Source organism: Pseudomonas sp. 3JA, from assembly GCF_036961705.1.
Lineage (GTDB): Bacteria > Pseudomonadota > Gammaproteobacteria > Pseudomonadales > Pseudomonadaceae > Aquipseudomonas > Aquipseudomonas fluorescens_Q.
The window spans coordinates 1-23,224 of sequence record NZ_JBAMDJ010000053.1; the positions used below are offsets into that span (position 1 = coordinate 1).

Annotated in this window: 35 protein-coding genes; 5 read left to right on the plus strand and 30 right to left on the minus strand. The window is 59.6% G+C overall.

What is annotated here, in order from left to right:
* The 30 genes from V7773_RS27305 to V7773_RS27450 all read right to left on the minus strand — a co-directional run.
* On the minus strand, window positions 1-216 hold a 216-nt coding region (locus V7773_RS27305), incomplete at its 3' end, for a tail fiber assembly protein (RefSeq protein ID WP_336076194.1).
* A 9-nt stretch (window positions 217-225) separates the two neighbouring features.
* Complete coding sequence (locus tag V7773_RS27310; protein WP_336076195.1) at window positions 226-978, minus strand: hypothetical protein; 753 nt, start codon at window positions 976-978, stop codon at window positions 226-228.
* Between the two features lie 3 nt (window positions 979-981).
* Entirely contained in the window at window positions 982-1,647 is a 666-nt protein-coding gene (locus tag V7773_RS27315) for a hypothetical protein (RefSeq protein ID WP_336076196.1), read from the minus strand.
* Window positions 1,647-1,961 carry a hypothetical protein gene (locus V7773_RS27320; protein ID WP_336076197.1) on the minus strand — a complete coding sequence of 105 codons (315 nt, stop codon included), beginning with the start codon at window positions 1,959-1,961 and terminating at the stop codon, window positions 1,647-1,649. The genes V7773_RS27315 and V7773_RS27320 overlap by 1 nt, the downstream gene beginning before the upstream one ends.
* Window positions 1,954-2,322, minus strand: a complete 369-nt coding sequence (locus V7773_RS27325) for a hypothetical protein (protein ID WP_336076198.1) — start codon at window positions 2,320-2,322, stop codon at window positions 1,954-1,956. The genes V7773_RS27320 and V7773_RS27325 overlap by 8 nt, the downstream gene beginning before the upstream one ends.
* 9 nt (window positions 2,323-2,331) lie before the next feature.
* Entirely contained in the window at window positions 2,332-2,853 is a 522-nt protein-coding gene (locus V7773_RS27330) for a phage tail-collar fiber domain-containing protein (protein ID WP_145133406.1), read from the minus strand.
* Complete coding sequence (locus tag V7773_RS27335) at window positions 2,850-3,590, minus strand: phage tail protein I (RefSeq protein WP_336076199.1); 741 nt, start codon at window positions 3,588-3,590, stop codon at window positions 2,850-2,852. Before V7773_RS27335 ends, V7773_RS27330 begins: the two co-directional genes overlap by 4 nt.
* Window positions 3,587-4,423, minus strand: coding sequence for a baseplate assembly protein (locus tag V7773_RS27340; protein WP_336076200.1), 837 nt, complete (start codon window positions 4,421-4,423; stop codon window positions 3,587-3,589). The genes V7773_RS27335 and V7773_RS27340 overlap by 4 nt, the downstream gene beginning before the upstream one ends.
* A complete protein-coding gene (locus tag V7773_RS27345) occupies window positions 4,410-4,772 on the minus strand; it encodes a hypothetical protein (RefSeq protein ID WP_145133401.1) in 363 nt (120 codons plus the stop codon). The genes V7773_RS27340 and V7773_RS27345 overlap by 14 nt, the downstream gene beginning before the upstream one ends.
* Window positions 4,773-4,780: 8 nt before the next feature.
* The gene (locus V7773_RS27350; protein WP_336076201.1) at window positions 4,781-5,353 is read right to left on the minus strand and encodes a phage baseplate assembly protein V; all 573 of its coding nucleotides are present in this window, start codon (window positions 5,351-5,353) and stop codon (window positions 4,781-4,783) included.
* Complete coding sequence (locus V7773_RS27355) at window positions 5,353-5,898, minus strand: hypothetical protein (RefSeq protein WP_336076202.1); 546 nt, start codon at window positions 5,896-5,898, stop codon at window positions 5,353-5,355. Before V7773_RS27355 ends, V7773_RS27350 begins: the two co-directional genes overlap by 1 nt.
* Window positions 5,882-6,532: a hypothetical protein gene (locus V7773_RS27360; protein WP_336076203.1), complete on the minus strand. Its 651-nt coding sequence runs from the start codon at window positions 6,530-6,532 to the stop codon at window positions 5,882-5,884. The genes V7773_RS27355 and V7773_RS27360 overlap by 17 nt, the downstream gene beginning before the upstream one ends.
* Window positions 6,513-6,887, minus strand: coding sequence for a head-tail joining protein (locus V7773_RS27365; protein WP_145133394.1), 375 nt, complete (start codon window positions 6,885-6,887; stop codon window positions 6,513-6,515). Before V7773_RS27365 ends, V7773_RS27360 begins: the two co-directional genes overlap by 20 nt.
* A gap of 113 nt (window positions 6,888-7,000) precedes the next feature.
* Window positions 7,001-7,921, minus strand: a complete 921-nt coding sequence (locus V7773_RS27370) for a phage capsid protein (RefSeq protein ID WP_145133392.1) — start codon at window positions 7,919-7,921, stop codon at window positions 7,001-7,003.
* 34 nt (window positions 7,922-7,955) lie between these two features.
* On the minus strand, window positions 7,956-8,327 hold the full coding sequence (locus V7773_RS27375; RefSeq protein ID WP_336076204.1) for a DUF2190 domain-containing protein: 372 nt from the start codon (window positions 8,325-8,327) through the stop codon (window positions 7,956-7,958).
* A complete protein-coding gene (locus tag V7773_RS27380; protein ID WP_336076205.1) occupies window positions 8,327-9,736 on the minus strand; it encodes a S49 family peptidase in 1,410 nt (469 codons plus the stop codon). Before V7773_RS27380 ends, V7773_RS27375 begins: the two co-directional genes overlap by 1 nt.
* The gene (locus V7773_RS27385) at window positions 9,733-11,352 is read right to left on the minus strand and encodes a phage portal protein (RefSeq protein WP_336076206.1); all 1,620 of its coding nucleotides are present in this window, start codon (window positions 11,350-11,352) and stop codon (window positions 9,733-9,735) included. The genes V7773_RS27380 and V7773_RS27385 overlap by 4 nt, the downstream gene beginning before the upstream one ends.
* Entirely contained in the window at window positions 11,349-11,567 is a 219-nt protein-coding gene (locus V7773_RS27390) for a hypothetical protein (RefSeq protein ID WP_145133383.1), read from the minus strand. The genes V7773_RS27385 and V7773_RS27390 overlap by 4 nt, the downstream gene beginning before the upstream one ends.
* Window positions 11,564-13,621: a terminase gpA endonuclease subunit gene (locus tag V7773_RS27395; RefSeq protein WP_336076207.1), complete on the minus strand. Its 2,058-nt coding sequence runs from the start codon at window positions 13,619-13,621 to the stop codon at window positions 11,564-11,566. The genes V7773_RS27390 and V7773_RS27395 overlap by 4 nt, the downstream gene beginning before the upstream one ends.
* Window positions 13,581-14,138: a terminase small subunit gene (locus V7773_RS27400; RefSeq protein ID WP_336076208.1), complete on the minus strand. Its 558-nt coding sequence runs from the start codon at window positions 14,136-14,138 to the stop codon at window positions 13,581-13,583. Before V7773_RS27400 ends, V7773_RS27395 begins: the two co-directional genes overlap by 41 nt.
* A gap of 346 nt (window positions 14,139-14,484) precedes the next feature.
* Window positions 14,485-14,940, minus strand: a complete 456-nt coding sequence (locus V7773_RS27405) for a hypothetical protein (protein ID WP_336076209.1) — start codon at window positions 14,938-14,940, stop codon at window positions 14,485-14,487.
* 73 nt (window positions 14,941-15,013) lie between these two features.
* Entirely contained in the window at window positions 15,014-15,442 is a 429-nt protein-coding gene (locus V7773_RS27410; RefSeq protein ID WP_336076210.1) for a structural protein, read from the minus strand.
* Window positions 15,439-15,774 (minus strand): phage holin, lambda family, encoded by a 336-nt coding sequence (locus V7773_RS27415; RefSeq protein ID WP_145133487.1) that lies wholly within the window; start codon window positions 15,772-15,774, stop codon window positions 15,439-15,441. Before V7773_RS27415 ends, V7773_RS27410 begins: the two co-directional genes overlap by 4 nt.
* Before the next feature lie 206 nt (window positions 15,775-15,980).
* The gene (locus V7773_RS27420) at window positions 15,981-16,334 is read right to left on the minus strand and encodes a hypothetical protein (RefSeq protein ID WP_336076211.1); all 354 of its coding nucleotides are present in this window, start codon (window positions 16,332-16,334) and stop codon (window positions 15,981-15,983) included.
* 2 nt (window positions 16,335-16,336) lie between these two features.
* Window positions 16,337-16,513: a hypothetical protein gene (locus V7773_RS27425; RefSeq protein ID WP_336076212.1), complete on the minus strand. Its 177-nt coding sequence runs from the start codon at window positions 16,511-16,513 to the stop codon at window positions 16,337-16,339.
* Window positions 16,514-16,541: 28 nt separating this feature from the next.
* Window positions 16,542-17,822: a tyrosine-type recombinase/integrase gene (locus V7773_RS27430; RefSeq protein WP_336076213.1), complete on the minus strand. Its 1,281-nt coding sequence runs from the start codon at window positions 17,820-17,822 to the stop codon at window positions 16,542-16,544.
* Between the two features lie 399 nt (window positions 17,823-18,221).
* Window positions 18,222-18,644: a hypothetical protein gene (locus V7773_RS27435; RefSeq protein ID WP_336076214.1), complete on the minus strand. Its 423-nt coding sequence runs from the start codon at window positions 18,642-18,644 to the stop codon at window positions 18,222-18,224.
* Window positions 18,645-18,862: 218 nt separating this feature from the next.
* On the minus strand, window positions 18,863-19,180 hold the full coding sequence (locus V7773_RS27440; protein WP_336076215.1) for a hypothetical protein: 318 nt from the start codon (window positions 19,178-19,180) through the stop codon (window positions 18,863-18,865).
* Window positions 19,181-19,348: 168 nt separating this feature from the next.
* A complete protein-coding gene (locus V7773_RS27445; RefSeq protein ID WP_336076216.1) occupies window positions 19,349-19,942 on the minus strand; it encodes a hypothetical protein in 594 nt (197 codons plus the stop codon).
* Window positions 19,926-20,132: a hypothetical protein gene (locus tag V7773_RS27450; protein WP_336076217.1), complete on the minus strand. Its 207-nt coding sequence runs from the start codon at window positions 20,130-20,132 to the stop codon at window positions 19,926-19,928. Before V7773_RS27450 ends, V7773_RS27445 begins: the two co-directional genes overlap by 17 nt.
* Before the next feature lie 191 nt (window positions 20,133-20,323).
* On the opposite strand from V7773_RS27450, the gene V7773_RS27455 reads away from it, so the two are divergent.
* The 5 genes from V7773_RS27455 (at window position 20,324) to V7773_RS27475 (ending at window position 22,922) form a co-directional block, all read left to right on the plus strand.
* Complete coding sequence (locus tag V7773_RS27455) at window positions 20,324-20,986, plus strand: XRE family transcriptional regulator (RefSeq protein ID WP_145133471.1); 663 nt, start codon at window positions 20,324-20,326, stop codon at window positions 20,984-20,986.
* 80 nt (window positions 20,987-21,066) lie between these two features.
* On the plus strand, window positions 21,067-21,330 hold the full coding sequence (locus tag V7773_RS27460; protein ID WP_145133469.1) for a hypothetical protein: 264 nt from the start codon (window positions 21,067-21,069) through the stop codon (window positions 21,328-21,330).
* Window positions 21,331-21,361: 31 nt separating this feature from the next.
* Window positions 21,362-21,817: a helix-turn-helix transcriptional regulator gene (locus tag V7773_RS27465; RefSeq protein ID WP_336076218.1), complete on the plus strand. Its 456-nt coding sequence runs from the start codon at window positions 21,362-21,364 to the stop codon at window positions 21,815-21,817.
* 95 nt (window positions 21,818-21,912) lie between these two features.
* A complete protein-coding gene (locus V7773_RS27470; protein WP_145133465.1) occupies window positions 21,913-22,557 on the plus strand; it encodes a nucleotide-binding protein in 645 nt (214 codons plus the stop codon).
* 59 nt (window positions 22,558-22,616) lie between these two features.
* The gene (locus tag V7773_RS27475; protein ID WP_336076219.1) at window positions 22,617-22,922 is read left to right on the plus strand and encodes a hypothetical protein; all 306 of its coding nucleotides are present in this window, start codon (window positions 22,617-22,619) and stop codon (window positions 22,920-22,922) included.
* The last annotated feature ends 302 nt before the right edge of the window (window positions 22,923-23,224 follow it).

The following is a 23,224-nucleotide window of genomic DNA, read 5'->3' on the forward strand; positions in this document are numbered from 1 at the left end:
GTCCGGCCACTCCACGGCGTCGGGGTCGCTGCCCTGCTCAGGCAGCTCGCGCAGTCCTTTGCGGTAGGCCAGGACCTGAGCCTTTTGCCCATCGTCCAGCGGATAGTCAGGCATCACCGCGTAGTCAGATGCAGTCAGGTCGGAATCACGACTCTTGCGAATCATTTCCCACTTCAAATCTGGATGAAGGTACGGGTCTGGAAATATAGGTTTCATATAGGCTCCTTAGCCAAGTGCCAACATAGCGCCCCAAGCGCCTGGATGAGAAACAACACCTGTACATCCTCCAACCAGTGCCATTTCAACGACCCCTGAAGTTGAAACACGAATTGGGTGCAAGTGGGTGTAATGACCGAAAATGTTATTAGGCTCGTAAACATATGAGCACCAACGCCACTTTCCTTTGGCGGAGCCTGTCGCCCAAGTTCCGGTAATCTCACCGTCAACAATCCTGACAAAGGCGCCGACCGTGATAAACGAATTCATAGGAACAGAAGCAACGCCATTGTTTAAAATGCCGTCAGCAGTTCGCGGATAGACAAAATAAGGCGAAGCCCCTTTTACCGACCAAGTACCACGCCAGATACTGAAATCGCGCCGGAAATACTCAGCCTTCCGAATACTGAAATCTGGATAAACCTCGCGGACATCCGCTTCAATTTCGGCCAGTAATGCAACGTCCTCCGCAGGCCGCCCCGTAGCTTGAGATTGTTGGCTGATGGTTTTCACCTTCGCCCAGCTTACCTCGGTGTGATAACCAAAGTTGTCGGGGCGGCCCAAATTGCCGGGGTCTGACATTGCAAAGTTTTGCGTTACACCAAGCCGTGGGAGCTTGCTTGTCAGGGCTGCTAGTTGAGCGTTGTAAGCAGCTTGGGCAGCCACCACCTTTGCATCGATCTCCCCCACTTTACCGTTGACCGAACTGGTCAGGTTATTGGCGGCTGTTACCAGCGCCTGAATCTGCGTTTCTAAGCTCACTGTTTAAGCTCCTGTTCCATTGATCTTATTGGCCCCGCTATTGAAGGCAGCGGCCAGGCGAGTGAATCCGTCAGCGACCCCAGCTTCGAGCGAAGCTAACCCGGCGGCCGTGGCGAAGTGCGAAGGGAGATTGCCGCCCAACTTGGCAGAGTCCGTTGACTGGGCGGTCTTTAACAGAAACTTGCCGTCGGCCTGAGTGACGGTGTAGGTCGTTGCTTTGTCGGACTTGGCGGCCAAAGCCGTGGTCATGCTGGCCGCGAAGCCGGGGTCGTTGTTCATTGCCGCCGCCAACTCGGCCAGCGTATCCAGCGCCGCCGGCGACGTGCCTATCACTGCCTGTATGCGCGCGTCGATTTGCGCCGGCGTAAGCGTGTCGAGCTTATCGGCCTTATCCGCCAATGCCGGAATGCTCACCATCAACGTCAGCGCGTCCGAACCATCGAACCCGCCAGCCGCGTGAGCATCGCCGGCCAATGTGATAACCCTGGCCACTTTTAGACGCGTCGCCGTAGCCGAGTTTGCGCCTAGGGTCCGTGTCGGGTCGTCGATATCGGTGCGCGTGTAAACCTCAGCCTTGTCGACCTTGTTACGCAACTTGCCATCAATAACCCCCATCAGACCGTTAACGGCCGTCAGCAGGCTTTCGAGGGTCTCGGAAACTGCCCCCATCATTTGCCCCCTTGGGCGCTGATCGCGCCGGCGTGATAGTCGAAAGCGCCTTTGAGCTGCTGCATCAGTCGGTCCAGCACCTGCGCCGATTCAGTCGCTTGCGCGGCCGCATAATTCGCCGCTTGCTCGGCGGCCGCCGCGCGCGCCAGAACGTCCTCAGCCACAGCCCCGACAGGCCCCTGAAAGCCGACGGCGACGACATAGAAGTGCGGCTCAGGCTGAATCGCCACGGCTGCCAGGCGCTCCCCCTGGGTCAGCCTGCTCACTTGCAAAACAGGTCGCGTCAGGGTTACCGACTGCGTTTGGCTAATCACGAATCACCCCCTGATTGATGGCGAGAAAGCCAGAAGGCAGCACCGGATAGGCATCCCCCGAAGGGAAGTAAACGCGAAGCTCATAGACAGCCTGTCCAATAGGTCGTGACGACAGCCCCCGGGTCACGTCAGGGCCAAGCGAAACCTTGATCAGCCCGTCAGGCCCGGCAGGGATCTCAATGCCACGCCCGCCGGTCTGCGCATCGATCAGCAGTTCGTCAGTCTTGACGTCTCGCACTTGGAAGCGAGCGGTACACCCGGTTATGTCGATGGGGGCCAGAGCGTCGCCATTCTTTTGCTGCCAGGTGACGGAAAACGCGAAGGTTGTGCCGGCGGTCAGCTCTATATCGCTCGCTGCCATATCGCCCCCTTAACCTTTTTCCAACGCCATCAGGCGGAACAGCACGTCGACATGTCGCGCCATGTTATCGACGATGGCCGCCGATTGGGCCGCGAACTGCTCTCCCCAAACCGCAAGCGACAGGTTTGCCCCGGTTCCTACCACCGTTACAGAACCAGCGGGCAACGCATCCAGCACCAAATCGAATGCCAGCAACAACGGCACAAGCGCGGACTTATAGGCCAGCGCGCCGGTCGACGACCAGACAGCAAACAGGGTGCCGTCCTCCAGATAGAATCCGACCTCTTTAACCCAAAATTCACTATCGTCATCCGCCAGGGCGGTGACATGAATTTGCGTATCGCTGACACGCTGGCCATCCGCAATGGCGTAACGTTTCTTTTCAGCCTGAAGGCTGATTTGCCCCTTGCTGGGGATATAACCGCTTGTGCCGAGCGCGATGTGCGTGACTTTCGCCGCAACGCCCGTATTTTCTGTGTTCCACACGGCCGCCAGGCCCTTGGTGGTAATTACCGGTATAAGCGCCGTCACTCTTGCACCTCCATAGACACACGAACGACAGCGACCCCAACGCAGGCGCAACCCATCAGGACCGCCGCCGGACGCGGGGCCGCGTCGATGAATAATTCGCCAGCGCGCCGGCTCAGCGCGACAGACTCCAGAACAGGCACAGCCGCCAGGCGTGCAGTGCTTGCAAGCGGCTCTTGGGCGACCACAGCATCACGGCGCGTCGCTGCGCCCATGCCCGTGATGGCCGAACCAATTCGAAGGTTGTTCGGACCAAACTTGGCTCCCACCTTGAAAGTGAAGTGGGAGCGCGTGTTTTTGGCGTTATGCACGGCCGCGAACAGTTGGTCGTACAGCACGCCGTTCAGCATGCCGGCCTGGCCGGGCGTGATGTTCTCGTTCGCCCAAGCGATCAGGCTAAACGTGCCGGGCTCCTTGCGCGGCGAAGCCTCGAACCACTCGACCAGCTCGACCTCAACGCCCAATGCCTTCAACGCCTGGACGACCGCCGGCCGCGTACCCTTGATGCGGTGCAGCCCAAGACTACCGGCAACCACCCGGCGCTTGACCTGCTCGGGCCAGTCGCTACGCCACTGGTCTACCGACACAGCCCAGGCTAGGTATGGCAGTACGTCGAGCGGACATTTCCAGGGATCCCACAAAACCGCGATGGGGATCTCGATCAGCTCAATACGCGACAGCGCAGCGTCTAAGTCCTTCTCAAGGTCGGCTAGGTTGGCCGGCAGAATAGTCGCGCTCATACATAGCCACCGATAGTGACCGTCAGAGCCTCGCAGAAAGGCGCCTGACGGGCCGTACAGGCCACGTCAGCCCAACCGGTTAGCCGAACCTCTTCGACGCCCTCAACGCTCATAGCCGCGTGCAAAGCGGATTCGACGACGCGGGCTTTAAGTCGGTGTTGTTTATCCAGATATGCCCGAGCCCACTTCTCGGACGCCTGACGGACCAGCTCAGGGTCGGGGCCTTGCTTCAGGTAAAGCGCAGCCGTCACGCTGAATGGCACTACCTCGGCCGGCAACACCCTCAGCCAGTCGGTCAGTGGCCGACGCGTCTGTAGGTACGCATCAACAGTCGCCAGCAGCTCCGGCGTAGGTACGCCGCTGCCCTGGGTACTCAATATGGTTAGCTCAACCTCAACCGGTTTCGGGCTGAACACCGAGGCGCCTTTAACGTGAGGATGGGCACTTTTTGCCCCGAACTCGTAGGCCCCATCCGGGCCCGCCACCGAAAGCCCTTCGGGCGAATCCTGCAAGCGGGCCCGGTAATCGTCATCCTCTTCACCATCCAGGCGCGTGACTGGCGAGCCGTCCGGGTGCTGGTAGTAGGTCACCCCTAGATGGTCGAGCTGAGGCCCTACCGCGAACGCCAGCAACAGCCCGCGCGCCTGTTCGTTGGCGTCTTGGCGGACCATCAGTTCACGATAAGCGCAGGCCAGGGCCACACGAAACGCTGGGTCGGCTGGGCTCGCATTCTCCAGGCCCGCAGCGGTGGCCACCGCCTGCACAATTTCCTCGTGTGTCAGTTGCTTGATTACCGTCAGCGACGGCAGCAACGCCAGATTAATACCTTCCATAGGCGATCCCCTCTAATTCCACGTCTCGCGCCTGGCCATCAATCAGCAACTGACCGCTTATGAACAACTCAACGTGATTCGGGGCGGGCTGGTCGACGCGCATGGTCGACAGCCTGAAGTCGTCCAAACCGTTGGCCTTGTTGTTGATGGCCTCGGCCAAGCGAATATAGGTTTCCATGTAGAAACCGCTGTCGACGTTGCGGTCGAGCATTTCAAACAGCCGCGAACCGAAGTCACGGCGCCCGACCAGGGAGCCGACAGGCGTTGAAATAACGTCGCTAAGCCGCTGCCACAGATAGGGAATGCCACTGATCAGGCGCCCCGTGTTCCGGTCCGTGCCTTGTTTCATGATGTTCTCTACTGTTGCGGTTCAGGGGGCGGGCTGGAGCCGTGACGGTGAAGGTTGTAAAGGTCGCGGTCCTGGCTCATGTTGCGAACCGCATCGCCGATTTCCGCGTCACCCTTGATGTCTTTCGTTACGCGTAACGAACCAACGATTTCCGTATCGGCAATGATCTTCATGCCGCCCGGCGCCACCACCTCGGCGCGCCCGCCGGCTGGCAGGTCCAGGCGGTGCATATGAGCCTTCCGATCATAGGAAACCGAGCCGCCGTCGCCGTACTGGATAAGGAACAAATCCGGGTCGCTGGATGGCGCGGCAAAGTCTTTGTGATAGCTGCCTGGCAGGATCTCGCCCAAGGCCAAATCACCCTCGCTGATAACCGTGACGCCTTCGCCCTTCTCCGGGGCCCACCAGACAATCGCCTTTCCGGTGCGCAGGGGCTTCCACTGAAGCCAACCGGTAACCATGCCTGGCCCGTATTCAACCTGGGCGACATGGTTGGCCGTGTCCACGGCGTGAATTTTTCCACGCACCACCATTTGAGCGACCCGGCGTTCCAGCTCTTCCAAGCGCTGCAATACGTCCATCAAGGCACCTGCCCGGCATTCGGGTCGGCTTGCAACTCGCCGCCTATGTAGACGTCAACCGCCGGGGCATCGGCGGGCAGCTCCCAAACCTGCCCCAAATGCGCGGTTTGCTTCCAGTTCACGACCCAGCTTTCGAAACCCTTTTCCCCGGGCCTGAACAAACCCGGGAACGCCTCAAGCTCAACGGCACGCGTTACAGCCGTCCCGAGCCCCCAACTGTTGCCGTCGACAAGGCAAAGTACCTGGGCGGAAAAGTTGCGAACTTCACGCTGTACGTTGTCTGTCGCCGAACTCAGCACGCAATGCGCAGACCAGGCCAATTCGACCGGCGTGCGCCCACCCGTAACCCGCCCAGCGGGGCGCATTTCGACCAGCTCCAGCAGCACCGCCGGGGTTTTAATCGTCTTGCTGTCTACGTCGACGGGGTCGTACTCGGCCACTGTCTTAAGCCGTGGCCCGAAGCGGTCGCGCACGGCGGCGACTATCCGGTCGTGCAACAAACTCACATCGTCGATGGTTTGCCCTTCTTCAGCCTTTTCGCTCATGGTTCACCACGTAGTTGATTTCCTGCTCGATCAGCTCAGCGAACCGGGCCAAGGCTCGGCGCTCATAACGGCGGAACACCTCGCCGGCCATTTCGTCTAGCGCGATACCCACCCGCATAACCGGGAAACGGCCTCGGTTACTGGTATCACCAGCACCGCCATAATCCATAAACCGCTGATTGCCCCCGCCCTTCTGCCGGCTCATGGCTGGCAAGTTCAAGCCCAGGGCCTGGGCGCGCCGCTTGCGAATCCAAACCCGGGGCACGCCGTCGTAGACCGAGTGATAGAACGCACCATCAAAGCGCCGCCCGGCGACACTGGTGCCGCGCTTACCCTGCCGGGGGTTGCCGACGTTTTCCGCCGCCAAGGGCAAAGTGCCGAACCATAGAATGGTGACTTGGTCGTCACCCTGGCCGGCTGTGGACGTGCTCCAGCGGGCTTTAAGCCCTTTTTGCGGGATCTTTAAGGCCTGGCTCATTTCGCGCGACATACGCGTCGACAGCCAGCGCATGGTTTTGCGTCGCGCCCGGTCACCGGCCTTCTTGACCTGCTCGGCCGTGGTCTGTATTTGCGCCGTAACCCGAGTGATTTCCCGGGCAAAACTCAGTTGAAAACTAACGCCATTGGCTGCCACCGCGCACGATCTCCGCTTCGGTTGGGTCGTCCAGGCTGGTCGCAAGCCAGAGCGTTGCCCAGCCTGAACCGTCTTCGTAGGGCTCGGCGCAAAAGTACGATTTGCCCTTGATGATCAATCGCCATTGCTTGTTGATGCCGGCGACCTTCTTGTCAGCCGTGGTGAAAACCGGTTGCCGCTTTTTGAAGTTCATGCCGCCGGCACCGCTGCTGCCTTCGCGCTTATGCTCGAAGTCAATTTCCGCATTGTCGAAAATGCCGTCGACGTCAAAGCGCGCGCCTGTGTCGGTCACGACGTTGGCCGTTGCGTCCTTACAAATCAGCATGGTTCGGTCGACGATATCGAATCGGCTCACGGGATCTCCCTCTTTTCGCATGCGAAAAACCACCCACCGGGCGGGCTTTCGGCTGCGAAAAGCCCCGCACCTGGCGGGGCCCTTCGATTAGCTAAATAGCGCTTTAGCTCTAGTTAAATCACGTTTTGCAACAGCAAACCGCACTCCTTGGCGATCACCAGTTCCTTGACCTGCTCACCCACCCGCAGGCGGTAGCCGCCTTTCAGGCCGACGCTTTCGTCGTACCAGGTGCCAGCGAAGCGGTCGTCGTACTGAGCTGTCACACCCCAAGTCAGGGTCCCGGCCGGAATCTCAACCGTAGGCGCCTGATAGGTAAAGGCGGCATGGCCAGCCCATACGCGCTTCACTTCGGCCGGCTTGCCCTTCTTCGCGATGTTGACGCGACTTTCGCCAATGAAGATGTTGTCGAGTTCCAGCAACTCCAGCATCTGCGCAATGCTGACGACGCCTTTGTCGCCGCTGTTGCCGTGGGAGGCGGCCACCATCGAACGGTTTACGCGCAGTTGCGTCCATTCAGCACGGCCGATAGTCAGCGTGTTCGGGCGCATCAGGGGCTTGTCGAGTTCCTGCAACAGGAACGCCAACAGGTCGGCGTCGCGGTTACTGAACTTCTCGACAGCTTCCAACGATTTGCCATAGGCATGGTTGGCCGACGCGAAAACGGTGCGTGCGACACGAACTTCACGATCCAGCAGAATCAGGTCGGTCAACGCTTCGGACGCGTGGTCGAGCGGGTCGTAGTCGGTACCGGCAGCCTTGTCGATGTCGCCTTGCGGCACAACGTCGTCCAGGCCGTAATCAGCGGTCGAGGCATCTTTTTCCGTCGCGCTGAACTCGACTTCTTTGGCCGAACCTTTGCGGCTGATTTCGGTGTCAACGTAGGTCATGCGCTCGGCTTTGTCGTACTCCGACCACTTGAATTGCTCGCCGCCGACGCTCCGTCGCGGCATGACTTCATCCGCGATCAGCTTGTTATTTCGGTAGGCAATTACGATACCCGTGCGGACGGGATCAATAGGAAACGGTGCAGGCATGTTTGTATGCTCCTAGCTCAGGGCTGAGGGATGGTTAAGGGGCCACAGCGGCCGGCACGGTGCCGCGCTCGATGAACACGCGGCCGATGGTGCCCGCATCGCCGGCTTCGTCAGCACGGGCGATATAGGCTTCGCCGGGCTGGGCCACTACGGCACGGCCTGCAATGTCAGCCGTCAGCGGATCACCGAAACCGACGGCGCCGCCATACTCCAGCTCGGTAGGTCCGCTACGGATCACGTCGCAGACCGTGCCGGCCACCGCGCCCAGGCTCCCGGTAATACCCATCAGCGGCGAAGCGCTTGGGCCGGCGGCTTGAGTGAACTCGCCTTCGGTGTCGTCATACGCGGCGATACGGTAAGGCTCCACGTCTGCCGCAGCGCGGCGGCTCTCGATGTACTGGCGCATTAAGACTTGCTCCCCTGGATCATTCGCACTGCGGCGGAAATGGTGATTTTGTTGCCCTTGGTAGCCTCGGCGTCGACCAGGGCACGGGCCTCGGCGGCCAGCGTGCGCGGATCTACGGCAGACTTGCCGGTCTGGCTTTCAGGCCCGCCCTTGACGTTGTTGGCTTCGGTTTTGCCGGCTCCTTCCAGATAGTCAGCGCCGCCTTTTTTCTCGGCGGCGATGATCTGCGCGGCAGCCTCGCCGCCGGTGGTCTTGCCATCCAGGGCAAGCGCCTGGATCAGCTTTTCGTGACCTGGCAGCGTGACCGCGAACACGCTGGCAACCCGTGCGGTTTCGGCGGAGTGGCCTTCGGCGTAGCCCTCCAGCTTGCCAGCGGCATGGGCTTCTTTGCGGGCCACTTCAATCGCCGCGTCTTTGTCTGTAGCGCCGGTGGCGGCAATGGCGGCGAATGCTTCGGGGTGTTGGGCCTTCAGGGCCTCAGCGACGGCGGCCGCCGTCGCCCCTTCAGTGATAGTCAGAGGCATCGTGTTTGCTCCTTGGTTAGTCTTGGCGGCGGCTAGCGCCTTGGTTGGTGGAACGTTGCGGGGTTGGGCGCGGCCGCTTAGCTCGGCAATGAGCCCTTCCAGGCTGCCGAGGCGGTGCGCCATGCCCTGCTTGACTGCTTTGGCGCCAATGAAGGTGCCGCCCCTGCCGAAGTCGGCCAGGACCTTGTCACGCGTAACGCCCATGTTTCGCGTAACGGCGTCGATGAACACCGCTTCAAGGTCATCGACGGTCACTTGCACGGCGGCCTGGCCGGCTTCGCTGGTGGGGTCAAGGCGCTTGTTCGGCGCGTTGCTCGACACGATTTCGATGCGCTGCTCGCCTTCGGCCGCAGGACGAACGACAAAACCCGCCACTGTGCCGACCGAGCCCAGTTCGGCGGTCGCATCGATCACGACTTCGGAACAGGCCGACGCCATCCAGTAGGCCGCCGAGCACGCCATACCCCCGACATAAGCAACGATCTTTTTCCGGCCGCGGGCCTGATAAATCATTTCGGCCATTTCGTTCAGGCCGTTGACCTGGCCGCCTGGCGAGTCGATCCACAGCACCACAGCACGCACTTTTGAGTCTTCAATCGAAGCCGAAAGCGCCTTGGCCAGTGCCTCGGTCGACGTACCGCCGCAGATGTCGTGCATCCAACTGGCATAGCGGGAAACCACGCCCCGTACCTTGATCAGGGCCACGCTGTCGCGCACCTCGACTATGGGCGCGGATTTCAGCGACTCGCCGTCTTTCTCAGTCAGCGCGTCCAGTCGGCCCGCATCGAACTCGCGCCGGGCGATGGCTTCCATATCGGCCAGCATGGTCGAGGGCAGCGCCCAGGCCTGGGAGGCCAGGAACTGCAAGGCCATCAGCTTTTTCATTCGTTACCCCCTGGCAACAAAAAGCCCCGTTGGCGTTTGCCTTCGGGGCTGTTTTCATCGGCTTTACCGCTTTCATCTGGCGGCTCGGCCGCCGGGGCCGCCCGGTATTTGCGGCGCTCTTCGATAACGCGCCGGCTGTTAATCTGGTTCCAGTCCTGGCCCAGCAGGTGGCGGGTTTCGCGCTCGTGCGTACTGATCCCGATTTTCAAGCGTTTCTCAGCCGCGTTTACCGCCTTCAGTTCGTCCAACTCGCCCAGGTTCGGACCATGCCAAAGCGCTTGGCAGTAGGCCCGACGCACCAATGGGTCCTGAAAGAAACCCGGTAAGCGCAGGCGCCCCCGGGCAACCGCCTCGGCGATCACTGTTTCGTAGTACGGCTGGCACACGTCAACGACGAAGTTTGCCCGGTCGACCATGATGTAATGCGCGAACTGCAACAACGACGCACGGCTGGCCGAGTAGCTGGCGGTAAAGTGCTTGATCAACACTTCGAACGGAACACCAATCGCGCCGCCGATCATGCGCCAAAGCGCCGTGACGAAAGGGTCAAAGGCCGCATTTGGCCGCCCCGGGTTGGCTGTTTCGATGCTCTCGCCTTCGTCCAGCTCATACACCAGGCCATCACCCAGGCGCAGGTCGCGCGGGTCGTCATCGTCTTCGTCATCATCGCTAGCCCCACCGCCCATGCCTGCACCTGGGGCGTAGGCATCACCGCCGCCGCCATCGCGGTCAGACTTGATGAACACGGTGAATTTCGAGCTGATCACCGAGGCCATCAGCTCAGCGTCGATGTAACGCCCGGCCTGTTTGATCACCTCAATTACTGGCGCCAAGTCAGGAATGCCGCGTGTCTGGCTAGCCCGCATGTTGTGGTTCGAATGGATCAACACGTTGCGTCGACCCTGCTCGCCAAACAGCGGCACTCGCTGCCATTGTGCTTTCGAGCGCAAGAAACGCTTAGACGGGTTGGTCTGTAGAACCTGCACCGCAACGGCCGCGCCGTGTTCGTCCAGCTCGAAGCCGCCGGACATAGTGTCGCTGTCGGGCTTGTTATGCTGGTTGCAAACCCGGTCGGACTCGACCGACTGGAAATGCGTCGCATACGGTGACCCGTCACGCTCGAAGTGTGGCAGCAGCAAGAACGAGTCACCGTTAACCCGGGCGCTGTGAAATAGCTCCGCTTGTTTTTGATAGAACGTCTTGCGCCTGGCGGCGTCGGCCTCCAGGCAATCGGCCGCCAAATTGAACTCCCGCAGCATTTGCGCCTGGAGTGCTTCGGCCTGCTCCGATGTCAGCCCCAGGAACTCCGCGTCGATACTTGGCTCAGGCCTAAGCCCGGTACCGATTACGTAAATCGTTTTGGTTTTCATCGCACCATGAGCGATAGGGTTGTTTCGCTCCAGGTCACGCGAACGCGAACGCAAGGTCGCCAGTTCAGGATTAAGGTCGCCGTCAGCATCTTTTTTCGAGGTAAACCACGATTTCAGGGCCGGCCGGCTTTTTGATGCGCCGGCGAAGGAATCCAGAGCGTCCAGGCTCATACGATCCCGGGCACGATCCAGTCCCGCAGAGGCGGAAAAGAAACCGACCACACGGTCGATGATGTTTCGACTCATATCGGGATCCCTTGTCGCGCTATCGGCCCACCGCGCAAGCTGCGCCGCAGGCGGTCGCGCTGTGCGTACAGTGTTTTCAGGTCGGCCATTTGAACTTTTCGCGTGCCCGCAGCAGTGGTCACCTCAACGTTTTGGCCACCCTGCAGGACGGCTAAAATTGCATTGTCGATGGCGTCTATCTCCGCGCGAATGGCGCGGCGGTTGTTGCGGCTCATATCTGGCACTCGCTCACAGCACCCCGGCGGCGTTTCTTCCGCTTGGGGGCCGGCAGCGCCGGCTCCGGTGGGGGCTTTGGTTTCTGTTTCGCCGGCGCGCCACTGGGCAACGCCGGCACGTCGGTTGCTTCAGGCGCAGTGCTGTCCGGCGCGTCGAGCATTTCATCCCCCAGGCGTGGCAGGCGGTGCACCTGCTCCAGATGAGCCGCCGTTGCCGCCAGGACCTCAGCGTCGAAGTAGTGGTTATCGGTGCGCAGCTTGTGCCAGAACACACGGCCCGCCTGAGTGACCAGGCGCGCCTCGGCTACCACTTGCTGGCAGTAGTCATCGCTGGCGTCTTGGGCGATATACCAGGCGCCGGCATGCTCGACCGGCCATTCGATACGGGCATGAACCCAGCTTTTGAAGTGGTCGGTATGTACGTGCATCAGCTTCAGCGGCTGGCGTTCGTGGCCCTTCTGATCGACGTCAGCAAACTTGTAGGGCTTATCCTGCTGTTGCCGGCCCTTGGTCGGAATGGCGCGGCCGTAGTAGCGCCGGCAGAACTGATAGACCATGTGCACCGGTGCCGCCTTGCCGCCGGGCTTGTAGCCCGAGTCAACGAGCATTCGCGCAATCGGGCGGCCTTCATAGGTCGTTTCCAGCAACTGCCCCAGGTCTTGCCACACTTGTTCCTGTTCGGTGTCGCCCCATATTTCGCCGTGCTCGATCAGCCACGACGAAAAGTTGTAGCCGAAGCCGCGCACCACGTAGACCAGGCGGTCGCCTTGCACGTCGACGCCGGCGACGATCAGTTGCACACCGCGCGGCACTTCGCCAAAGGCATAGGGCCGGCGCAACGCGGCGACCGACTGCCAGGCCGGGGCCTCCCCCTTGACCATGAACAGCTCGCCAAAGGCGGTATTAATCGCGGCCTGCATACGACCAGGCTCGCCCGACAGCATGGCCACCACGAACTTACGCGCACGCTGGCCAAAGGTCTGCCAGGGCGAGCACAAACCCGATACCCAGAATGATGCAGAACTGTCCGCGTCCAACGGCGCCAGGTAGGTGCCGAACTCGACCGTTACCGTAACGCCGCCTTGTTCAATCTGTACGCCATCGTCGTCGAAGCCGACCAGGCGTTGCCCCGGGGCAACAAACACCCCTCGGTCGTTCATCCACTCTTTCGACTCTTCGGCGATCATGTCCGCGCAATGCGGACAAAACAGCCGGGCATCGTCCAAGGCTTGCTTGGGCGTGGCCCCATCGGGGATGTACAACGTGGTAAAGCGCGGAATGAAGTAACGCCCGCACTTTGCTCCAGGGCACGGCCAGGCCCATTCGTGGCGGGTGCCTTCCTGCCACAGCTTCCACACTGGCGAATGCACGTCGTCGGACGGCTTCCAGCGCTCCAAGCCGTCGTCATCGGTTTCGGTTTCAACGCTGCCAACGGTCGGTGTCGATACGACTGTCACATTGCCGTCGATGAAGTTTGAAATTCGCGCTTCAGCCAGGCTTATCGGGTCGCCTTCACCGCCGACGTTGTTGCCCATGCGGTCGCGTTCGTCGACGAATACGTCGCGCGACGGATGCGACGCCAGTTCGGTCGCCGAGCCGGCCCAGCCGAAGCCGATGCGCTGGCCGTTGATAAACTTTTCATTGATCGTGTCTTGCTTGCCCTTGGCCAGCGCCTCGAACAGCGAAGGCACCGACTTGAGCAACTTTGAGAAACGATCCTTGCTCACCGACTCGACGTTTTTACGGGTCGGACCGATGTACAGCACCGGGCCGGGATCGTCGTCCATCCGCCAGCCGACCGCGTTCAACAGCACGCCATCGGTTTTGGACATCTGCGCGCCCATGACGCCGGTGACCATCTTGTACAGCGGATCGCGGATAGCTTCAGTGATGCCCTTCACCCAGGGCGCGCGGTTGCTGTTCCACGGCCCAGGCTCGGGACTGCCAGGCGGCAAAACACGTTTTTGGTTTGCCCATAGCCAGGCCGCGCGCAGCGGCGCCGGCCGAAACACCTTAGCCGCCCGCTTGAGGATCTTCTTCAGACGGTGCGGCATGGATGTCTAACGCCTCCAGCATGTCGGCCGCGACCGACATGGCGCGGGTCAGTTCGTCGTCGAATATCTGCAAGCCCGCTGCCTCATTGCGAGCCGTGAATACCTTGGGAATCACCTTTCGGCCTACTGGGCGCAGGATCATCGCCATCTGAGTAAGGGCGCTGGCCAACGTCTGCTCGACTAAGTCGATGTCGATAAGGGTCCGTTTCTTCTCGCCCAGCTCCAGGGCGCGCAACTCCGCCTCGGCTTCCCGCGTCTTGCGGTCGGCGCGCAGCTTCATCAGCTCTTCTTGTTCCTTGCTGGTGGCCTCGCCGTCGACCGAACGGCCGTCGCCCAGTTGCTTGGCCACTTCCCGAGCAATCTCCCAGGCGGTCGCCTTGGCCATGTCGATGCGGATGGGGTCGCCCTTCTTGCCGCTGCCCTCATATGGCAACCCTTCAGCAAGCCAGCGCGTGACCGTCCTTTCGGACATACCCCGGGCGTCGGCGTACTCGCGTTTATTCAGAATCAGCGGCATAGAGCGACCAATGCGAAGGGACGGCCAAGCGTTTGGCCTATTTGTCCACCTTGCCGCCTTTTTTTGGCGCATACGGCGCCAGTAAATTCAAGGGCTGCGTGCTGCCGCCTGTTCAATAAATGAACAAAAAAGGTGGAAGAAGGGCGCGATTTTCCGAAAACCGAAAAATTCGCGAGCCGCGCGGGCCTGCCGACCGTAGTCAGCGGTTTAACCGCCAGAGGGACCCAGACCCGGGACGGCCACAGCAGCGGGCATGCCTGCGCCTTGATGGGTCATGCACGCCAGCACCTGGGCGGCGCAGCGCTTCAACGCGTCTTCAGTGCTCAGCAAGGCAGGTTCCCACTGGTCATTGCGCAGGACTGGCGGCCGGCCCGGCAGCAGGCACGCCACCAGGGGGCACGGCTCCCGCTGCGTTGTAAGCTTGGGGGTCGGTGGTTTCAGGGCGGGCGAACTGCACCCCGTAAGCAGCAGGCACAGCGCCCAGCAGATACTCAGCAACGGCTTTGTCATTCGCTTTGATCTCAGCAAGGGTCTGTCGTGTAGCCCGACCATCACGCTCGATGGCCTCAGACAAGGTCATAAACAAGCGACCAGCATGGGTCGCATCGGCCAGGCTCTTTGCCTGGGCGTCAATCACTACAGCCTGTTCCGTTACGCGTAACAGGCTGTCGCCCAACCGCTCTTCAACGCGGGCCGTTTCCTTTTCCGCCGCATCAACTGCCAGCCCAGCCACTTCAACGCGCCACAACGCAAGCAAGGCAATGGCTAAGGCCAATCCCCACCCGGCTAGATTCAGGTTCATACAAAGCCCACCGCGTAACGCCCTACAGAGACCGAGGCAGCGAGTACAGCCAGCGCAACGCTAACCAGCGTCTTCATGCCAAAGCCCTTTGCACGCCGTCGTCTACCAGGCTTTCCTCATAGGGATAGCCGCCGTTTTCGTGGCGCATGATCGACCTGACCAGGCACCCAAGAATGGCCGGGGTCTGAAGGTCCAGCGGACCAGAGCGGCCGAGGCCTTTAGCCCACAACGCGCTCTCGACACTGCGCACATAAGCCGCCGTGTTGTTCTCACTCGCTGGAGCCCAACGGCCGATGATGGCAGCGGCAGTGTTCAACCCGTGCTTCCGGGAGTAGGTCAGCAGCGTTTTAGCCAACGCACGAATCCCATTTTCCGGCCGGTCAAAGCGACAGAAACGGGGCTCAATCGCTGGGTCGTGTGGGAGCTGGCCAACCCACTTTGTCTTGGGGTTGTAGTCAATGTTTCCGGGGTTATTGTTGCGAATGCCACGCGGGATACTCATTGACCGCCCTCCTGTTTTGGCAGCTTGGTATTTGCAAAGCGGTCAGCCCATTGGCCGATCTTCTTCACACCGACAAAACCGACCCAAATGCCCGTCGGCTGGGCCAGCGTCAAAGGCCAGCCCATGAACTCAAAACCCCAAATAATGCTCAGGGCCAACAGAACGCACATGGGCCCTTCAATGAGGGCGTCTTTCCACGTTCCGCCGGTGTAGAAAATTCGCAGAACCGCCATAAACAGCGTCATGCATGCCGTCCATATGGTCGATGAATGCTGGCTCAGCCAGAGGGCCACAAAGGCCCAAGTCTCGGGTTTGTCCGGCATGTTCGGCATTCTCGAAAACCTCCCGAGCTGGGAGCGGGGAATAAAAAAACCCCCAGCCTGTGAGGGCCGGGGGTCAAATGGTCTGTACGCTGATGGTCACCGTGGCCGGAACAACACCACGATGGGGAAAAAGATAGGGGAAACTGCAAACCATGTCAACACCCTAAGTGTTGTAAACACTTAGGGTGTAAAACCGCAACCCTGTCAACCCTGCTTTAAAGCTCCAGGGCTCGACCTGCCTGGGCCGCCAAACACAGCGACTCATTCGCCCAAACGCCGCCACAGCCACGCGGTAGAGGCTTGCGACAGTTCTCGCACAACCGCCCTTCCAGTGCCCCCCGCTGCTGCTGCAACAACTCATTATCGCGACGAATCAGCGTCGCAATGTATTCGGCCCGCGTGTAGGGGCCAGATAAGCCGCCCCGGGTTTCCTGGCCCTCTCGCAACATTGCGGCTTCCAGCGGCCCCAACCTAACCTCAACTTCGACGATACCGGCTTCGGCATCCCGCTCCCGCTGTGCGGCTTTCTTCAGCGCATCCGCGCTTTTCTCTTCGCTGTGACCCGTCACGGCTAAGCCCCCCACCACTGCGCAAGCCAGCCCATGGCCTGGCGCACCCACCAACTGCCGCCCAGGGCGACCAGGCTGGCAACGATCACCCCCAGGGCGGCATAGAAACCGAACCAAAACGCCCCCGACTTGCCGCCCAGGACGATCAGGGTGTCGCTGTTTTTCCGTGGAATCCGCATCAAGTAAATCCTCTTATGACATAGGTTCTTATTTCGGCTGGAACACCAGCCAGTCAGCGGCCTGCGCCTCGGTCGGCTCTCCGGCCCGTCTTAGCACTGTCTTATCGTGAAGCGCGGCAAAGCCCTGGCCGTCGAGCCAGGCATGCCAGCGGGTCAAGGCGTCACGCTTCAGCTCTTCCCCATGGGTCTGGACGTAGGTCGAGTCGAGTTCGCCCAGGGCGTGGTTAAGCAGCAACTTGCCTATCAGGCTGTCGATACCCAGCTCAGCCCAACGGGTGCGGGCCAACTTGCGGAGGTCGTGACTTGTCCACTCCCCCGACCCAAGGCGCTTGAAGATGTCGAATGATTTGCTTCGGGCCAGGGGCTTGCCGGAACGGGTCGAGGACGGGAACAGATAGACGCCGGTATAACCCCGACTTTTCTGCCATTCTCGGTACCGACTCAAAAGGGCCACAACCTGGGGAGTCAGTGGCAACACATGGTCGCGCTTGCCTTTGGTATCGCTGGCCGGGATGAACCATTCCCCGGCGGTCAAATTGACGTTATGCCACTTGGCCAAACGGGTTTCGCTAATCCGGGTGCCACAGGCCAGCATCAGTACAGCGAAGACGATATCAAGCGCTGCCTGTTCGAATCGTTCAGCCCAAACGGCCAGCAACTCAACGACAGACACATGTCGCAGGCGCGCGCCCTTGGGCTTGATTTTGGCTTTGCTGAAGTCGCCGAAGGTCACGTCGGCAATGGGATCGGACACGATCAGCCCGAGGCGGCGAGCACGCCGAAGCGCAACCTTCAACACGCCAAACACGCCTTTTACATGGGCCAGGCTGTACTCAGCTTGCATGGGCACATAGAGCATTGAATCGATTACAGGCCGGCTCAACTCAGCCAGACGCACAGCGCCAAGGCGCGGCAACAGATGGCAACGAATGGCCGATTGCTTGGTCGACTTCCGCTCATGGGATAGATGCCGGTCGACCTTCACTCGCTCGGTGTACCACTCCAGCACCTGGGCGAGCGTATCCCAGGCGTCAACGGTGGCAGCGGCCGCAGGGTCAGCCAACAGTCTTGCATGCACTTTAGGCAGGCCGTCGAGCATGGCCTTGGCGGTCACGTCAGGCCAGTTACCGGCCTTCTTCCATTTGGCTCCTTTATTAAAATGAATGACATGCCAGCTTCCCCGGGTGCGGTCACGGCGATAGCGGAATCGAAGAGGGTGTCGAGGGTCTTTCAACTCCCCGACAGTAAGGTCAGACGCGTACTTCTTGATAGCCGCGTCGGACAGCAGAACTTGCATGGTCTTCGGCATGGTTTGGCCTTTCTTCGGGCAAAGCGAAGCCATGAGCGCGCACGGACGCCCATGTAGCTAAATAGCTATATCGCTAAGGGTGTATGAGAAATGCAGCCCGTTTGGGCGTGAGGATCAGAAGCAACAACAGTTAGTGAGAGAGCCCCACTTGCCACCAGGCGGCCGCCATGGCGGTTAATGGCTTCGCGAACATCAAGCAATGAACGCCGGGAGCCTCCCAGCCTCCAGCCCACTGAAAGCCAGACAGGTCACCACCGAACGCCAATCGGTCGGCATGCTCCACTGGCAAACCTACAGGCAGAGGGCCCAAGGCTGTTTCAACATGAATAGCGAACCCCAAGGCCGCCCCCAAAGCGTGCGGGCTATGTCCTTTGAATCCAGCAAAAAGAGGATGAATGCTCATAAGTACCCCAACAGTTTCGCTATGGTTTCTCGCGCTTCAGCCAATCGACTACGGTATGTGCGCAAACTCACTCCCAGGGCGGCAGCCTTCTCAAACTGACCAATACCGCGCGGGTCATAATCTTCAATCCCTCGGCGCGCCACTACCTGCCAATAAGCCGCGTCGTACTCAAGCCGCAGGACATCAGCCCGGAGCGGATCGGCCACGAACATCGAATAAACACCCGCTTCGATTTTGCTTTCCAGGCCATCCGCGCCAGGGCCCTGCCCGCCTCCACCGAAAAACAGTTCGCCCTTGTTGTCGATCAACTTGGCGAGCATCGTTCGGCCCGTAGCCCCTTGGTCTACGCCTGGATAGCTCCAGCGAACCCACATTTCTAAGGCCGTATCCAGACGATTGTTTGTTTTACGCCTTGCCATGGCACCCCCTCTAACCGCCGGCTTCGGGCGTTAGCTGGTGGCCGTTTTTTCGATCCTGGCGGCAAGCCGGGAACTTCAAATTGCTTTTGCACACCGGCAAGCCAAATATGTATTCCGCACGCACACAAACAGAACAGCCCTTCGCGCGGATCTCTTGGGCCTCGACGATCTTTGCCGGGTCGCCATAGGCGAACCCAGGCAGCGCCTGGCTAACAGGCCTATTCATTTGCCAAGCGTCCCAAGGCAGCCCGGGTCATCGTGCCGCCAGGGCTGGCCAAACGCTCAAGCAAGGCCTCTGAAAGCGCCTCCATCGGCTCACGAACATGACGAAAGCCGACCGAAGCGTCAGTCACCATCAGGTCGCCTATTCGGTTCACCACCAGGCCGGACGGCTTGCCGTATACATGCCAAACCGAGCCGCCCAACTTACGGACCTGCTCGGCTTCCTCTTCGGTCAAGCAGTGGACCACCACCACCCCACCGACTATGGCCGGTTCGCTGTCTTGCGGCTCAAGCCCTACCAGGGCCTCGCGCAAGATCCTCGCCCGACTTTCGCCATAAGCAGACTTAGGCGTTTCTTGAGCGAACGCCACAAGCTGCCCCTTCCCCGATTCAACCAGGCGATCAGCAATCGCCAAACGCTCGGCGGCAGTGCCGCCAGACAGTGCAATCAATAACAACAGACTTCCCCTTTGCCCTGCCGGTTATCGGCGGGCACGTTCTATTTTGGTATTGCGCACAGTCTTCAAATAATCATGTAAGGCAGCGGGCAGCGGTGCTTCCTTCGCCTTAATCGCCAGCTCTACGGCGGCTTCTACTTCTGCTACGGTCACATTTGTGGCGCACCACCGGCGGAACAGATACCGGGTAGCTGCGTCATTCGCCAGGTACGGCGGGCAGTTCAAATCAGCAGCGAACCACTCGGCCCACTGGTCATCTGTTTCGAACAACACCGGCCCGGCAGCAACAGCCGGGACCACGGGAGCACTGGCCATCAGCGCAACCAATTCACCGCCAAGCGTCACAAGCAATTGGCCCGCGTCACGCGTTACGCGTAACGCCTTGGCTTCCTCGCAATAACTCAAGAACTCGCGCGCATGCATATCGCCCGCCTGCAAGCTCTCCAAAACATCGGCCCAAGGCAGGGCAATCGGCTCGCCTTCAGCGACCGGACCGCACGCACTGATCAACTCCAGCAACTTGACCAGGCGCGCATAACCCGCGAAGCCAAACCGCTGCTCAACCTTGCGAACCACCACCAGGGCAGAGAGCCCCGTCACCTTAAGAAAACCTTGCATACCCTTCCTTTACCGCCTTCACGAACGGCATATAGATGCCGTTGAAGTCGACGCGACCACCCGATTTTTCGTAGATGTTCAACGCCGCTTTAAACGAGGGCACACGCTCATAGCGCAGCCAAGATGCAACAGTGCGTGGCTTCTCCCCCAATAGCTCAGCCGCGACGCTGACAGCGTCACTTTTAGCCAAGCTATGAATCCAAGGGGCCAATTCCACACTTAAAGACCGATAAACACTAAGAGTGTTAAGACTGGCCGGCCTCTATCCACAATGCAAGCAATTTTTGTAGTTTTTTACACTTAGAGTGTATATTCAGAGGGTACACGCAACGAACAGTGCTTAAACTGTCGCTACTAGACGCTTGTGGGACTCAAGAAAACATGACGGATATCCGCCGCAAAATTGCCCAGCGCATTCGCTCTTGCAGGAGCGCAGAAGGCTGGACAGTGGAAGAAACCGCACGGCGCCTTTCTTTGATTTCAAGCGAAAGCATTTCCCCTTCCCGGTATGGAAATTGGGAACAGCAAATCAGGATTCCAAAGCTTGAACAGTATTTCGAGCTGGCCGCCCTCTTCAAAAAAAGCCCGGAGTATTTGGCGGGATTCACAGACAACGATGGGACGGCACCAGAGACATCGCTTTATTGCGTGCCCAAGCCTTCAGCAATCCCAACAGAAGCCGGCGTGCTTGATGTCGGAGACGACGCCTTGGCCTTTCGGCTGACGTTTCTGGATGAGTTGCACCTTGATCGTGACAAGCTGCTGCCCTTCGCTGCGCCAGACGACAGCATGCGGCCGCTGATCAATGAAGGCGACCGCGTATTGATTGATCGCAATGTCACTAACGCAGCAGCACGAGACGACGTTTTCGCTTTGCTGATCAAAGGCCGCGTGTGGCTGCGCTGGATTCGTCAGGATCTAGACGGCGGCTACTTGATCCAGGCAGAAGACCGAGAGCGCTACCCCGACCAACCTATTTCAGCCGAAAAACTGGCTACTTTGCAGGTGCTGGGCCGGGTTAAAATAATCACTCATATCCGCTAACCGACTGCCCCACATTGGGGCATTCGTATACCTATAATTTACACTTAAAGTGTAATTAACACTTATACAAGGTAGTATTCATGTCCGAAGGAAGCATCATCACCCGCGACCACAGCACGGCCATTGCGACTCTCACCGAGGCAAACCGTCGGGCGTTGGTTGTTGAAATTAATCACAAGGCGGCCGTAACGGCCGGTGTCGAGGCTCTAGCCGTGGGGGCAATGCAGTCAGGCGACATCGAAGGTGTATTGGAAAACATCGCCGATATCACAGCGGTCCTCAGCAAAGAACTGAGGAAGCTGGCCGTACTTGTCGGGGAACTGAAGGCTTCACACGCAGCGTAATCACCATGCAAACCAGGGACGGTAGAGACCCATGCAAGCGATTCTAGAAGTAACAGGCGAAGACGTGGTCGGCTTACCTGGGCAGAACCTGACCCAGGAAGAATTGTTTGTGCTTACCGGCCTGGCCAACGGTGAAAACCCCAGCTCAATAGGGGCACGCCTGCAAATCGACTCGTCCACCATCCGCCATATCGAAACGAGCATTAAGGCCAAGCTAGGGGCCAAGACTCACCCTCACATGATCGCCCGGGGCTTTACCCTGGGCGTCCTTTTCTCTCGCGCACTGTGCCTGTTCCTGGCAGTTATCAGCGTCGCCGAGCACCCAGGCGACACGATGCGCACCCGCAGCGGCCGCCGCTCACGAACAACCCCAGCTTCCACTCGCGTCGTTCGCACAAACGGCAGCGCAGGCGGCAAAGGCCACAGCAACCACACCCGACACGCCGAAGCCTTCGCTTATGGCGGCACTCAATTTTATATGAGCTAAATAGCTATTTAGCTATTTAGCTTGCATTGACCAAAGCACTGCTTATACTCTGCCCATCTTTAGCTATTTCGCTAATTAGCAACGGAGACAGCAGCATGGCAGCAATAGTCGCAGTCGTATCGCAGAAGGGCGGCGCCGGGAAAACCTCACTCGCCCGCGCCATAGCCACGGCCTTCGCGGCCGCAGGATGGCAAACCGAAATTGCCGACATGGATATCGACCAGGGCACCGCGACCGCCTGGCAACAGCGCCGCTTGCGCGCCGGTACCGAACCGACAATCACCGTTCGCCAGTTCGGCAACCCCGAACAAGCAATCAGCAAAGCAGGCTCGTGCGACATGCTGATTTTCGACGGAGCCCCAAAGGCCAGCAAAGCAACGGCCGTCATGGCCAAAGCTGCCGACCTCGTCATCATTCCTACTGGTTTGGCACTTGACGACTTGGAGCCTGCTGTTGCGCTGGCCAACGCACTGGTAGACCGCGACGGCGTACCGGTTGCCCGAATCGTTTTCGCATTGAACCAAACAGGCACAAGCGCCCTGGAGATTGAAGAGGCCCGGTCCTACCTGAACAAAACTCGCTTCGACGTTCTGGACGGGGAGATCCCCAAGAAACCAGCCTTTAGTCGCGCCCAAGACGCGGGACTGTCGCTGATAGAGACGCCATTCAAAGGCCCGCGCGAACAAGCCGCCCAGGTTATACGCGCGGCTGTTGCCCGCTTTGAATCTCTGACCGCCTAAAGTAGCTACTTCGCTAAATAGCTATTAAGCTAATCGCAATCGAATACGGAACCGACATCATGCCTGCAAAAAAAACCACCCCCGTCGCACCCGCGCCACTGGTCAGCGTTAAACCCCCAGCACGCCGCAGCAGCGGCAAGGGCGAACCGCCGGCAACCGCCAGTGATACCGCAGCCATGGGCAACCACACCGCGAAGCCATCGAGCGGGGATATCGTCGATTTCAATATGAAGGTGCCGGCCGAATTCAAGGCAGAGGTAGACATCTTTCTGGCAACCCATCGCTTGACCCGCAAGGCCTATGTCATGGACCTGATAGAGCGTGACATGAAAGCAAAGGGCTGGACGCCGCAGAATCAGGGTTAGTGCCCCGTGTTGCATTACCAACCCCGCCAGCAAGCGGGGTTTTTTATGGCCCCAAAAAAAAGCCACCCTAACCGAAGCTAGGATGGCTTTTCCCTCAGTTCAATCCCTTACAGCAGATCGTCCCAATGGTCCCGCAGAAACTCATAGAGGTGATAAGCCCCTAATCCGTTTCTAACGAGGTTCCACGCACGCTTAAATTTCTTAAACATACTTTGGCCTCCTACAATGAGGCCAACCTCCGACGGGCTTGTCCGGCTTACCGCCCATCTTCGGGAATACATTGCGAGTGCATCCACTAAGGC